The sequence below is a fragment of the Syntrophaceae bacterium genome (assembly GCA_013177795.1).
Lineage (GTDB): Bacteria > Desulfobacterota > Syntrophia > Syntrophales > UBA2192 > UBA2192.
Map to the genome: position 1 here is coordinate 829,097 of JABLXY010000003.1, position 13,149 is coordinate 842,245.

The window sequence follows — 13,149 nt, forward strand, 5'->3', positions numbered from 1 at the left end:
TGCTAAACAATTTACACCTTTTCAACGAGACAACACAAGGGTTTTTTCTGCGCGATCCGCGCGCGGCCCGGAAATTTGTGTTTGCCCATCGGCGGGGGATGTCCTAGAATGCATTGCAGGTCATTGACGTCCCGCCGGGGTCAGCCCATGACGAAAAAAGCCGTCCTTGCCGTTCTCCTTCTTGTCGCCCTTTGCGGGTGCACCTCCGTCCTGTCGAACCGCATCGTGCAGGAAGACGAGAAGATACCCTTTCCGGAGCTCCTGCAGAAGCCCGACCGGTTCCGCGGGTCCGTGGTCATCCTGGGCGGCCAGATCATCGAGACAACGGTGAGGGAGAAGGAGTCCTGGGTGCAGGTCCTCCAGCTTCCCCTGGGGGCGCGGCACGCCCCCGACATCACGGCGCCCTCGCAGGGCCGCTTCCTCGTGGTCTACCCGCGCTTCGTGGATCCCCTCATCTTCGAGAAGGGACGGAAAATCACCGTGGGCGGCGTCGTCGAGGGCGGCCGGGTGATCACGATCGGCGGCAGGCCCTATACCGTCCCCTCTGTGATCGAGAGGGAGACCTACCTCTGGAGAGCCGGGGACGATTTCACCGGGCCCGGGTCGCCCCCGGCGGTCCGGTTCGGCGTGGGGTTCGGGATATGGCGGTGACAAGAGCCATCGGGGTCATCCTCCTTGCCGTCGTTGCGTCCCTCGCGGCCTGTGCGCCGATGTCGCAGGAGATCCGACGGGAGGCGCAGGCGAGCGCGCCCTTCGCCGAGATCCGGAAGGACCCCGAGAAGTTCAAGGGCGCCGTCGTCGTCTGGGGCGGCGTCATCATCGAGACGGTCAACCGGCAGGACTCGACCGCCATCCGGGTCTTGCAGACGGCCCTCGATTTCCAGGGGCGGCCGACGGACCTCGACCGCTCGGAGGGCCGCTTCATCGTCGTCGTCGACCGGTTCCTCGATCCCGACATCTTCAAGAAGGGCAGGGAGCTCACCGTGGGCGGTGAGATCGCCGGCAGCGAGACGCACCCCGTCGGGGAGGTCCTTTTCGTCCACCCCGTGGTGCGGGCCAGGGAGTTGAAGCTCTGGGAGCAGAGGGTCCCATCCCCGCCCCACTTCTGCGATCCCTGGTTCTGGGGGCCCCCGTGCCCCTGGGGCCCGTGGAGGCGGCACCCGTACTGGTGGTGAACGAAAAGGGCGAAGGGCAAAAGGCAAAGGGCAAAAGGCAAAGGGCAAAAGGCATAAGGCCTGAGGAGGTGACGAATCCCTTTCTTTTGCCGCAGGCCCTGCGCCCTTGGCCCCATGCCGAACGCAAGGGGGATTCCCTGTTCAACCCGAAGTCAGAAAGGAGCGATGGATGAAGAGACGTTGCCTGTCGTGGGTGCTCGTTTTCGCCGTTCTTGGGATGATCCCGTTGAGCCGGGCCCTGGCCAATGACGTGGTCGAGTACGAGGTGACGAATTACTGGCAGCAGCAGAAATTCGGTCACGTCTACCGCATCGACTTCACCACGTGCACCGTTTCCGAGCCCGCGGGGGTCGGGACGCCGCAGGCCCTGGTGAAGCAGAGCTTCAGCATCTGCAACAAAGACAGTCGCGTGCGGTTCTCGGTCACCCACGCCAACGGCTACGTGATCGACTACGACTGGATCCTGGAGGACGGCGGCCGCATCGTGAAGGGTGCCTACAAGGACTCGAATGTGGGATGGGGCCCCAGCATCGGCCGCGCGCGGCAGGTCCTTTCTCCCCCTCCGCCGGCCGTCTCCCTTGCCGGCAAGTGGGCCGCATACCGGGATGGTCGGAAGGTGGCCGACTGCAGCATCCAGCAGCAGGGAGCGAACCTCACCCTGATCATTCACAGGACGCCCGAGGAACGCTCGAGCGGCAGGCTCGTCAGCGCCACGCAGCTCGAGGCGACCGACTGGAAGGAGCAGGGGACCATCAGCCCGGACGGCCGTCGCATCACCTGGAGAAATTCCTATTGGGCGAAAGTCGACTCTCCCCCTCCGCCTCCCCCTCCGCCGGCCGTCTCCCTTGCCGGCAAGTGGGCGGTATACCGGGATGGGCGGAAGGTGGCCGACTGCAGCATCCAGCAGCAGGGAACGAACCTCATCCTGATCATTCACAGGACGCCCGAGGAACGCTCGCGCGGCAGGCTCGTCAGCGCCACGCAGCTCGAGGCGATCGACTGGAAGGAGTACGGGACCATCAGCCCGGACGGCCGGCGCATCAACTGGGGCCATGCCTACTGGTCGAAAGTCGACTGACCCCGGCCGCGCGGGTGCGCCCGGCTGCCCGTGCCTGAGGCCCATGTCTGCCGAAAGGAGGAACGCCCATGTCCGAATTCATGGAACGGCCCGCCATGGGGTGGCTGCCCGACTACCCCGACTTCAGGGACTACACGGCGCAGACGAAGACCATCCTGCCCCTGATGCGGAAGCTCAAGGGGACCGGAGACGGGAAGAAGAAGCCGAAATTGCCGGCAGCGTGCGACCTCCGGGCCTGGTGCCCGGCCGTGGAGGACCAGGGCAAGATCGGCTCGTGCACGGCCAACGCCGGCGTGGGGATGATCGAGTACTTCGAGCGCAGGGCCTTCGGCAGGCATGTCGAGGCCTCGCGGCTCTTCCTCTACAAGGTCACCCGGAACCTGCTGCACTGGACGGGCGACACCGGTGCGTTTCTGAGAACGACCATGGGGGCCCTGGTGCTCTTCGGCGTGCCGCCCGAGGAGTACTGGCCGTACCGGACGGACGATTTCGACAAGGAGCCCCCGGCCTTCTGCTACGCCTTTGCCCAGAATTACCAGGCCATCCAGTACTACCGCCTCGACCCGCCCGGCACCGCGCCCGCGGATCTGCTTGCCGGGATCAAGACCAAGCTCGCGGCGGGCCTGCCGTCGATGTTCGGCTTCAGCGTCTACAGCTCCATCGACCAGGCCGGCAAGACGGGGAAGATCCCCTACCCGGCAAAGGGCGAGAAGCTCCTGGGCGGCCACGCCGTGATGGCCGTGGGCTACGACGACAGGATGAAAATCCGCAACGCGAACCCCGGCGGCCCGGAGACGACGGGGGCGATCCTCATCCGCAACTCCTGGGGTGCCAGGTGGGGCGAGCAGGGCTACGGGTGGCTTCCCTACGAATACGTGCTGAGGGAGATGGCCCTGGACTGGTGGTCGCTCGTGAAAGCGGAATGGATCGACACGGGGGAGTTCGGGCAGAAATAGTTCAGTCGGTTCATTGGTTCGTTTGTTCTATTTGTTCAAAAAAGAAGAGGCCCCCGGGCGAACCAGCACCGGGGGCTTCCTTTTACGCATCTTTAGAACTCAAGAACCAGCGAACCAGTGAACGAACGAACTACCCGAAACCGGCGATAACTCACGTCATCGCGGTGAGCCGAAGCCCCGAGCGCAGCGCGGGGGCAGCGTGGCGATCTCGCCTTTTCCATGAGATTGCCGCGCACCCTGCGGGTGCTCGCAATGACCCGTTCCAACGGCGTTTCAGCTTCTTATCACCGGGTTCGGGAACTAATGAACGAACGAACTGATGAACTAATGAACTGATGAACTGTCTTTAGAGCTTCTGAACATTCTCGCTCATCTTGATCTTGCCGTCCTTCTCCATGCCCTCGCGCACTTCCTTGAGCCATGCCTGGAAGTATTCCGCCTCCTTGGCCCGCAGGAGGATGACCTTGAGGATGTCCTTCTGCTTTTCCCAGGAGCCGTCGTCGATGCGCTTGCGCTCCTTGAACCGCGGGATGACGAGGGTCCCGTCGCCCGTGGCGAAGACCTCGGAGGGGTACGGCGCCTTCTCGGAGAGCTGGAAGACGGCGTTGATCAGCTCCTGCGACGCGCCGGCCTTTGGGATCTCGGTGCCCGGGGCGAAGAACCCCGTCTCCACGACCTCCGCGCCCTTCTCGCGGGCCACCGCGCGGAAGTCCTCGCCCTTGCGCATCCGCTCCAGGGCCGCCTCGGCCTCCTTGCGGCAGATCCGCAGCGCCTCGCCGGCGGCCCAGCGCTCCTCGACCTCCTTCCGGACTTCCTCGAAGGGCGGGGTCACGGCATCCTTTCTCGCCGAGACCTTGATGACGTAGTGGGCCCGGGGGGACGACAGGACGGGCGTGATCTCTCCCGTGCGGGTGCTGAAGATCTGGGTCTCTGCGTCGCGGATCGCCCTGAGCTCCGCCGGCAGCTCCCTCGCCGAGAAGAAGCCCAGCTCCTGGACGCGCAGCCCGTGCTTCGCGGCGTAGGCCTCGAAGTTCTCCTCCTGGTAGATCGTGTCGTGGGCCTTCTTGGCCTGCTCGGCGGCGTGGCCCATGGCCTTCATCATCCGGATCTCATCGGCGATCCGCCCCTTGACGGCCTCCAGCGGCGGGGGCTGTCCCTTCACGGCGGGCAGCTTGCCCTTGTTGGACTCGTAGGCGCTGCGGATCTCCTCGGCCGACACCTCGACCTTGCCGAGGTAGTCCGCGGCGGGGAAGGCGAGCACCTTCACCTGCACCCGGGCCGGGATGCGGAAATCGTCCTTGCGGTCGGCGTAGTATTTCTCGAGTTCCTCGCGCGAGGCGCTCACCTTCCCGAGGCAGGCCCGGGCGGGAAGCTTGAAGAGCTCCACGTTGATGCGCTCGGACTGCAGGCGGTGGATGTCCTGCATCTCCTGCTCGGAGACCTTCACGCCCTGGCGGAAGACGTCCTGGATCTTGGCCGTCAGGATGGCCTTCTTCTGCAGCGCCTCGAAGTCCTCGGGGCTCATCCGCTGGTAGCGCAGCAGCTGCTCGTAGCGCTTGGCATCGAAGACGCCGTCGCGCTGGAAGGCGGGCTGCATCGCGATGACGGCGCGGACTTCCTCGTCGCTCACCCGGATGCCCATCTCCTCGGCCTTCATCGTGAGGACCGTCTGGTTGATGAGGTTGTCCAGAGCCTGCTGCTTGAGGTTGAGACTCTTGATGAGGTCTTCCGTGAGGTTGGCGCCGAGCCGCTGGCGGTACATGTCCAGGAGGTTCTGGTACTCCTTGCGGTAGTCGCTGAAGGTGATGACCCTGTCGCCCACCGTCACGAGGGTCTCGGCGGGCTCGCGCCAGCGCGTGGAGCCGAAGTAGAGGACGAAGACGACGATGATGAGGCCCAGCAGCACCTTGATGAGCCAGCTCTGGGCGTGCTTGCGCATGAACTGAAGCATGGGGTGTCCCTCGGGTGTCGCGTTAAGGGGAAATCCCTATTATAATTAAGGTGAAAATGCAATCGTTTTTTGACAAAAAGGCATTGATTCGCCCGGTCAAATGCTGTATATGCTACCTTTCCTGAGGGAAATCAGCCGGCTGACCCTGCGGTTTCCCCGGCTACATCGGGAGGAAACGTTTTGCTCTTCGACTTTATTCTTGGAAAATTCTCGAATGACCTGGCCGTCGATCTCGGCACGGCCAACACGCTCGTCTACGTCAGGGGGAAGGGCATCGTCCTGCGCGAGCCCTCCGTCGTGGCCGTCCACCGCGACGCCCGCGGGATCAAGAAGGTGCTCGCCGTGGGCGCCGAGGCGAAGAACATGCTCGGCAAGACGCCCGGCAACATCGAGGCGATCCGGCCCATGAAGGGCGGCGTCATCGCCGACTTCGACATCACGGAGGCCATGCTCCGCCATTTCATCCAGCGCGTGCACAACCGCCGGACCCTGATCCGGCCCCGCATCATCGTGTCCATCCCCTCGGGGGTCACCCAGGTGGAGCGCCGGGCCGTCAAGGAGACGGCCGAGTCGGCCGGCGCCCGCGAGGTCTATCTCATCGAGGAGCCCATGGCGGCCGCCATCGGCGCGGGCATGCCCATCAAGGAGCCCGTGAGCTCCATGGTGGTCGACATCGGCGGCGGGACGACGGAGGTGGCCGTGATCAGCCTCTCCGGCATCGTCTACGCCAAGTCGGTGCGCGTGGCCGGCGACAAGATGGACGAGGCCATCGTGCAGTACCTGAAGCGCAAGTACAGCCTTCTCATCGGCGAGCGCACGGCCGAGATGATCAAGACGACGATCGGCTGCGCCTACCCGGACGAGGAGCTCAAGACCGTCGAGGTCAAGGGACGGGACCTCATCTCGGGGATCCCGAAGATCATCGAGATCAACTCGGAGGAAGCCCGGGAGGCCATCGCGGAGCCCGTCAGCATCATCGTCGACACGATCCGCGACGCTCTGGAGCAGATGCCGCCGGAGCTGGCAGGCGACATCGTGGACCGGGGCATCGTCCTGACCGGCGGCGGCGCGCTGCTCCGGAATCTCGATGTGCTGCTCCGGGAGGAGACGGGCCTGCCCGTCAGCGTGGCCGACGACCCCCTGTCCACGGTGGCCCGGGGCTCCGGCATCGCCCTGGACGAGCTCGAACTGCTCCGCGAGGTCGCCATCCAGCTCTGAGCCGGCCTGCGGCATCGCCTCAGGCGCTGCGGGACCGCCCGGACGGAACGGCAAGCCGCCTCAACGACACTGCAGGTGAGGAGCGTTGTTGTTCAAGAAGTATCTCGCCGTCATCGTTGCCTTCATCCTGATCGCCGCCTCCCTCGTCATCCTGTCCCAGAGCCTCAGGCGCCCGGGAAGCCCGGGGATCATGAAGAAACTCGTCCTGGAGGCGACGGCCCCCGTCGAGCAGGGGATCCACGCGGGCCTGAATGCCGTGGGCGGGGCCTGGCGGCGCTACCTCTTCCTCGTCGGGCTCGAGGAGGAGAACCGGCAGCTGCGCAACAGGATCGCGGAGCTGCAGAGCGAGCTGAACACCTACCGCGAGCTGTCGCTCGAGGGCAGCCGGCTCCGGAAGGTGCTCGCCCTGGAGGACAGCACCGTCTACCCGACGGTTGCCGCGCGGGTCGTGGGCAAGGAGGGCTCGTCGCCCTTCCGCACGATCCTGATCAACCGCGGGACGCGAGACGGCGTGAAGGACGGCCTTCCCGTGATCGCGCCGGACGGCGTGGTGGGCCGGGTCATCGAGGCGTCCTGGAACTACGCCAAGGTCCTGCTCGTGACCGACTACAACAGCAACATCGACGCCCTCGTGCAGGGCAGCCGGGCCCAGGGGATCCTGCAGGGCGGGGGGCACCGGCTCTCGCGCCTGAAATACGTGCAGCGCACCGAGGAGGTCAAGGTGGGCGAAGCCGTCGTCACCTCGGGGCTCGGGGGGATGTTTCCGAAGGGGCTGATGCTCGGCACGGTGGTGCGGGCCGACAAGAAGGACCCCGGCCTCTTCCAGACGATCGAGGTGGTGCCGTCGGTGGATTTCTCGAAGATCGAGGAAGTCCTGGTGCTGCAGACGGAGAAAGACTAGACGCGGTTCGTTGGTTCGGTTGGCTCATGAACCGACGAACGAAGGGACTAAGGAACTAACGAACTAACGAACTTCCATCCCATGGCTTACTATTTCATCCTCCCCTTCTTCGCCGTTCTGCTCGTCGTCCTCCAGCGGACGCTGCTGGACCTGGTCTTCGGCGGGCGGATCGGGATCGAGGTCTCCCTCGTCCTCGTCGTGTGGGCCGGGTTCCACCTCGACATGGTAAGGGGCGGCGCGCTCGTCTTCCTCCTGGGCTTCGTCCTCGACTGCCTGTCGGGCACGATCCTGGGGCTCTACACCTTCGTCTACGCCGTCCTGTTCGTCCTCACCCGCCTGCTGTCGCCGCGGATCTACGGGGAGCGGATGCTCTTCATCATGGCCTACGTCTTCCTCTGCGCCATGCTCGAGGGGCTCTTCATCGTCGCCGTCTACTGGTTCATCTACGGCACCGATGTTTCCCACAGCCTGCTGCGGACGACCTTGCCGCAGGCCCTGGTCGCCGGGGTCCTGAGCCCAGCGATCTTCACGCTGTTCAGCCGCCTGGGGGTCCACGCCTATGCCGGAGAAGCACGATAGGCTCGTCCGGTACGACCCGGGCGAATACCGCGACCGGTTCACCGTGATCTTCTGGGTGATCCTGGCGGCCGTCTGCCTCCTGGTGCTGAGGCTCTGGTACCTCCAGATCATCAAGGGCGAAGACCTGCTCAAGCGCTCGGAGAACAACCGGATCCGCATCCGCGAGGTGAAGGCCATGCGGGGGATCATCGTCGATGCCCGCGGCGTCGTGCTCGTGGAGAACCGGCCCTCCTACGACGTGGTCATCTTCCCCGAGGACGTCAAGGACCTCAAAGGGCTCGTGGAGAAGCTCGAGGCCCTGTACGCGAAGGTGGGCCTCACGTTCCCCATGGATTACGAGACGATCCGCGAGAACCGCAGGCCCTTCACGCCGCTGCGGGTCGACCGCAACGTGAGCCGCGAAAAGCTCGCCCTCATCGAGACCCACTCCCTGGAGCTGCCCGGCGTGGGCATCGACGTCATGCCCGTCCGGGAGTACTACTACGGGGAGAGCATGGCCCACGTCATCGGCTACATCGGCGAGGTGAGCCGCGACGAGCTCGAGAAGGACAGGTCCGCCGGGTACAAGAGCGGCGATTTCATCGGGAAGTTCGGCCTCGAGAAGGCCCTGGACCGCTACATCCGCGGCAGGGCGGGCGGCGAGCAGGTCGAGGTCAACGTGGTGGGCCGCAAGGTCAAGACCCTAGGGCGCGTCGAGCCCGTCCAGGGGTACCGGGTCGTCCTGACGATCGACGCCCAGGTGCAGAAGGCGGCCTGGGCGGCCATGGAGGGCAAGGCGGGGGCCGTCGTGGCCCTCGACCCCCGCGACGGCTCCATCCTCGCGCTGGTGAGCCGGCCGGGGTTCGACCCCAACCTCTTCAATCGCGGCGTGAGCGCCGACGTGTGGGAAAAGATCTCCTCGAACCCCCTGCACCCCATGGAGAACCGGGCCATCGCGGGCCAGTACCCCCCGGGCTCCACGTACAAGCTCATCGTGGCGGCGGCGGCCCTGGAGGAGGGGATCATCACCCCCGAGACGTCCTTCAACTGCCCCGGGACGTTCGAGATGGGCACCCGCACCTTCCGCTGCTGGCGCAAGCACGGCCACGGCCGTGTGAGCCTGCACCGTGCCATCGTGGAATCCTGCGACGTCTATTTCTACAACGTCGGCAGGCTGCTGGGCGTGGACCGGCTCGCCCAGTACGCCCAGGCCTTCGGCCTCGGGGCCCGCACGGGCGTCGCCATGGCGGGCGAGCGCCGGGGGCTCATCCCGACGCGCGACTGGAAGCTGGCCCGCTTCGGCGTGCCTTGGCAGCCCGGCGAGACGATCTCGATCGCCATCGGCCAGGGCTACAACACGGCAACGCCGCTGCAGCTGGCCAACGCCTATGCCGCCATCGCCAACGGCGGCGAGTTCTTCACCCCGAGGGTCGTCCAGCGCGTCGAGACCGACGACGGGGAGATCATCGAGGAGTTCCGCCCGGAGAAGAAGGCCGTGCTGCCCGTGAGCCGGGAAAACCTGCAGCTGCTCAAGAGGGCGCTCTGGGGCGTCGTCAACGAGCCGGGCGGCACGGGTGGGCAGGCACGCATCGCCGGCAGGGACGTGTGCGGCAAGACGGGGACCTCCCAGGTGATCGGCATGGCCGAGGGCGACGACGGGTCCTCCTACCCCTACGAGTTCCGGGACCACGCCCTGTTCGTCAGCTTCGCCCCGCGGGACAACCCGGAGATCGTCGTGGCCGTCGTGGCCGAGCACTCGGGTCACGGGGGCTCCGCGGCGGCGCCGGTGGCCCGGAAGGTGCTGGAAGCCTACTTTGCGGGGAAGGCGCGGCAATGAAGATCGACCGAAGGCTCATCTTCAATTTCGACTGGACGCTCGCGCTGTTCGTCGCGCTCATCGTGGGCATGGGCCTGCTGAACCTCTACAGCGCGGGCCACGGCATCTCGAGCGAGCCCCACGTCAGGCAGCTCCGCTGGGTGCTTCTCGGGATGGGGGTCATGGTGCTGGCCTTCGCCTTCGATTACCGCTGGATCGCGCGGTACGCCTACGTGCTGCACGCGCTGGCCGTCGTGCTGCTCGTCGCCGTGTTCGCCTTCGGCGCGGTGACGAAGGGCTCCCAGCGCTGGATCAACCTGGGGGGCTTCACGATGCAGCCCTCGGAACTGGTCAAGATCACCCTGATCCTCGCCCTGGCGAAGTATTTCAACGACCACCGGATCGAGGGCAGCTACGGGATCCGGGAACTCTTCCCCCCCTTTTTGATTGTCCTGGTGCCCTTCGTTCTGGTATTAAGGCAGCCTGACCTGGGGACGGCCCTGATGCTCATGATCCTCTTCGGGTCCATGGTTCTTTTCATCGGCATCCGGTGGCGGACGCTCCTGGGGCTGGCCGCGCTCGGGATCCTCATCATCCCCGTCGGGTGGAACTTCCTGGCCGAGTACCAGAAGGAGAGGGTCCTGACCTTCATCGACCCGCAGCGGGACCCCCTGGGGTCGGGCTACCACATCATCCAGTCGATCATCGCCGTCGGCTCGGGGGGCATTCTCGGCAAGGGGTTCATGAAGGGGACGCAGAGCCAGCTCAAGTTCCTGCCCGAGCAGCAGACGGACTTCGTCTTCTCCGTCTTCGCCGAGGAGTGGGGGTTTCTGGGGGCCCTGCTCGTGCTCGTCCTGTTCCTGGCCCTGATCCTCTGGGGGCTGAAGATCGCCCAGCACTCCCGGGATTACCTGGGGACGCTCATCGCCTTCGGCGTGACGATGCTGATCTTCTGGGGCGTCTTCATCAACGTGGCCATGGTCCTGGGGATGCTCCCCGTCGTGGGGATCCCCCTGCCGTTTTTCAGCTACGGGGGCTCCTCGATGGTGAAGACGATGGCCGCCATGGGGCTGCTGATGAACGTGAGCATGCGCAGGTATGTGCTGCAGTCGTAATCGACCCGTTTTAAGTTTCAAGTTTTAGGTTTTACGCGGAAGAAGAGGGGACTTCCAGCCTAAAACGTAACACGTAAAACTTAAAACGCAGGAGCTTGATGATGCTGACCAAGGGGAAAAAAGACGTGGAAATCAAAGCCTTTCTGGGGGAAGGGACCGAGTTCGAGGGGAAGCTGATCTTCACCGGTGCCGTGAGGCTCGACGGCAAGTTCAAGGGCGAGATTTTCGGCAAGGGGACCCTCGTGGTGGGCCAGGGCGGCCGCATCGAGGCCGACATCCAGGTGGACAGCCTCATGATCGGCGGCGACGTCCGCGGCACCGTGGAGGTCCGGGAACGGATGGAGATCGACTCGACGGGCCGGCTCACCGGCAACGTCAAGACAGGCATCTTCATCGTGCACGAGGGCGGCCTCTTCGAGGGCAACTGCCAGATGACCAAGGGGGGCGCAACCCCGAAGCCCGAGTAACGGGTTGTTTTTTTTGTGCGTTTCCCCTTCCCGCGGCCCCCGTGCGGAGAACCCCTCGGAGGGCTTTCCGGGTCGCTGAAGCGCCCTGCATTCCAGGGGAAAAAAAGCTTGACAATTTTGAGCGTTTGTGGTTAGAAGACCGCGGTTTTAGCAGGACGGAGCCGAGGGGCAGTTCATGAAAAGAGCTAATTATTTCAATGAGTTATCAGCAAATTGGCTCCGGGTTGCTGTCAAGGAACCAAAACGGCTGCTTTCCGTTACGAACCGGGCGAATGGATGAGTTCCCTCGGTTTTTTTGTGCCTGCTCGACCGGGAGAGAGAGAGGGGTAGGTAGATGGTCGATATCGATTACACCTTGTTCATCCAGCTGGTGCTGTTCCTCCTTCTGATCTGGATTCTCAATCAAGTGCTCTACAAACCGCTCCTGCGCATCATGGAACGCAGGAAGGAAATCCTGGACAAGGCCCAGGAAGAGGTGAAGAACGTCCAGGAGACGATCGACCGGCGCGTGGCCGAGTACGAGGAAAAGATCCGGGCCGCCAAGATGCAGGCGATGGGGCAGAAGGGGGATCTCGCCCGGGAGGGCGCCGAGGTCGCCAAGGAGATCACCGACAAGGCAAAGGCCGAGATCGCCGCGATGATGGGCGAGTTTCAGGCGAGACTGGAGAAAGAGCTGGCATCGGCGAGAGAAATCTTGAGGAACCAGTCCGTCCGCATCTCCTCCGAGATCGCCGAAAAGGTCCTGGGAAGGAGCATCCAATGAACCAGGCAGAGAAGACGCATGTTCATGGCAAGTCCGGATGGCTCGGCGCGATGACGGTCCTCGGGGTCGTTCTGGCCGCCACGGTCGCCTGGGCGGCCGGCGGCGGGGACGACCACGGCGACACCAGGGCCCAGCTCATCGACTTCGGCTGGAGAATGGCCAACTTCCTCATCCTGATGGGGATCCTCTACTGGCTGATGTGGAAGAAGATCAAGACCTTCTTCGCGAACCGGCGCGAGGGCATCAAGGCCTCGCTGGAGGAGGCCGAGGTGGTGAAGGCCGACGCGGAGAAGAAGTTCCGGGAATACGACGAGAAGCTCAAGAAGGCCGAGGAGGAGATCCAGGGCATCTCCGACATGATCCGGGCCCAGGGCGAGGAGGAGAAGAAGCGGATCATCGCCGAGGCCGAGCGGGCCGCCGCCAAGATGAAGGAGGACGCCAAGGCGCGCATGGATCAGGAGCTCAAGAAGGCGAAGAACGAGCTGCGGCTCGAGGCCTCCGAGCTGGCCGTCCAGATGGCCGAGGACATTCTCAAGAAGAAGGTCACGAAGGAAGACCATGAGGCCATGGTCCGCGAATATCTCGACAGGATGGTGAAGAAAAATTGATCAGCAGCGATCTGGCAAAGCGTTACGCACGGGCCTTCTTCGACATCGCCGTCGAGGAGGGGAAGATCGAGGTCTACGGGAAGGAGCTGGCCTCCTTCGCGGCCATGGTCTCGCAGAACAAGGACCTGCGGGACTTCCTCGCCAACCCCATCTTTGAGCTGAAAGCCAAGAAGACCGTCATCGAGGAGCTCCTCGGCCGCGTGCAGATATCCGAGCGGACGGCCAACTTTCTGCGGCTGCTCGTGGACAAGCAGCGCATCGGGATGCTCGGGGAAGTGGAGAACGCATACAAGGAACTCATGGACAAGACCCTGAAGAAGGTTCGCGTCTCCGTCCGGACCGCCTACCCGCTCACCGCCGAGCTCGAGCAGGCCCTCAAGCAGCGGGTGGCCGAGATGACGGGCAAGGAAGTGGAAATGACGGTCGAGGACGACACCTCGCTCATCGGGGGGCTCGTCGTCCGGGTGGGGGACACCCTGTACGACGGCAGCATCAAGGCACAACTGGGCAATATCAGGAAGCTCTTAGGAGAGGAGAGATAGG

14 protein-coding genes are annotated in these 13,149 nt (G+C 64.4%); 13 read left to right on the top strand and 1 reads right to left on the bottom strand.

The features are described from left to right. Positions 1-147 precede the first annotated feature (147 nt). The 4 genes from HPY67_13825 to HPY67_13840 all read left to right on the top strand — a co-directional run bounded on the left by HPY67_13825 (position 148) and on the right by HPY67_13840 (position 3,209). The gene (locus tag HPY67_13825) at positions 148-651 is read left to right on the top strand and encodes a hypothetical protein (GenBank protein NPV05799.1); all 504 of its coding nucleotides are present in this window, start codon (positions 148-150) and stop codon (positions 649-651) included. After that, on the top strand, positions 642-1,175 hold the full coding sequence (locus HPY67_13830; protein NPV05800.1) for a Slp/YeaY family lipoprotein: 534 nt from the start codon (positions 642-644) through the stop codon (positions 1,173-1,175). The genes HPY67_13825 and HPY67_13830 overlap by 10 nt, the downstream gene beginning before the upstream one ends. Positions 1,176-1,344: 169 nt before the next feature. Next, positions 1,345-2,253, top strand: a complete 909-nt coding sequence (locus HPY67_13835) for a hypothetical protein (GenBank protein NPV05801.1) — start codon at positions 1,345-1,347, stop codon at positions 2,251-2,253. Between the two features lie 68 nt (positions 2,254-2,321). Then, positions 2,322-3,209, top strand: coding sequence for a cysteine protease (locus tag HPY67_13840; protein NPV05802.1), 888 nt, complete (start codon positions 2,322-2,324; stop codon positions 3,207-3,209). Between the two features lie 346 nt (positions 3,210-3,555). Here HPY67_13840 and HPY67_13845 read toward each other — a convergent pair whose 3' ends face one another. Further along, positions 3,556-5,160 carry a hypothetical protein gene (locus HPY67_13845; GenBank protein NPV05803.1) on the bottom strand — a complete coding sequence of 535 codons (1,605 nt, stop codon included), beginning with the start codon at positions 5,158-5,160 and terminating at the stop codon, positions 3,556-3,558. A gap of 195 nt (positions 5,161-5,355) precedes the next feature. Between HPY67_13845 and HPY67_13850 the strand changes: the two genes are divergently transcribed. The 9 genes from HPY67_13850 (at position 5,356) to atpH (ending at position 13,148) form a co-directional block, all read left to right on the top strand. Further along, complete coding sequence (locus tag HPY67_13850; GenBank protein NPV05804.1) at positions 5,356-6,378, top strand: rod shape-determining protein; 1,023 nt, start codon at positions 5,356-5,358, stop codon at positions 6,376-6,378. An 88-nt stretch (positions 6,379-6,466) separates the two neighbouring features. After that, positions 6,467-7,279: a rod shape-determining protein MreC gene (gene mreC, locus HPY67_13855; protein ID NPV05805.1), complete on the top strand. Its 813-nt coding sequence runs from the start codon at positions 6,467-6,469 to the stop codon at positions 7,277-7,279. Between the two features lie 81 nt (positions 7,280-7,360). Further along, the gene (gene mreD / locus HPY67_13860) at positions 7,361-7,858 is read left to right on the top strand and encodes a rod shape-determining protein MreD (protein ID NPV05806.1); all 498 of its coding nucleotides are present in this window, start codon (positions 7,361-7,363) and stop codon (positions 7,856-7,858) included. Continuing rightward, entirely contained in the window at positions 7,839-9,674 is a 1,836-nt protein-coding gene (gene mrdA, locus HPY67_13865) for a penicillin-binding protein 2 (protein ID NPV05807.1), read from the top strand. The genes mreD and mrdA overlap by 20 nt, the downstream gene beginning before the upstream one ends. Next, on the top strand, positions 9,671-10,768 hold the full coding sequence (rodA, locus tag HPY67_13870; GenBank protein NPV05808.1) for a rod shape-determining protein RodA: 1,098 nt from the start codon (positions 9,671-9,673) through the stop codon (positions 10,766-10,768). Before mrdA ends, rodA begins: the two co-directional genes overlap by 4 nt. Before the next feature lie 125 nt (positions 10,769-10,893). Then, a complete protein-coding gene (locus HPY67_13875; GenBank protein NPV05809.1) occupies positions 10,894-11,235 on the top strand; it encodes a polymer-forming cytoskeletal protein in 342 nt (113 codons plus the stop codon). Between the two features lie 334 nt (positions 11,236-11,569). Further along, positions 11,570-11,998 (top strand): ATP synthase F0 subunit B, encoded by a 429-nt coding sequence (locus HPY67_13880; GenBank protein ID NPV05810.1) that lies wholly within the window; start codon positions 11,570-11,572, stop codon positions 11,996-11,998. Continuing rightward, the gene (gene atpF, locus HPY67_13885; protein NPV05811.1) at positions 11,995-12,606 is read left to right on the top strand and encodes a F0F1 ATP synthase subunit B; all 612 of its coding nucleotides are present in this window, start codon (positions 11,995-11,997) and stop codon (positions 12,604-12,606) included. The genes HPY67_13880 and atpF overlap by 4 nt, the downstream gene beginning before the upstream one ends. Next, positions 12,603-13,148, top strand: a complete 546-nt coding sequence (gene atpH, locus HPY67_13890) for an ATP synthase F1 subunit delta (GenBank protein NPV05812.1) — start codon at positions 12,603-12,605, stop codon at positions 13,146-13,148. Before atpF ends, atpH begins: the two co-directional genes overlap by 4 nt. Position 13,149 lies beyond the last annotated feature (1 nt).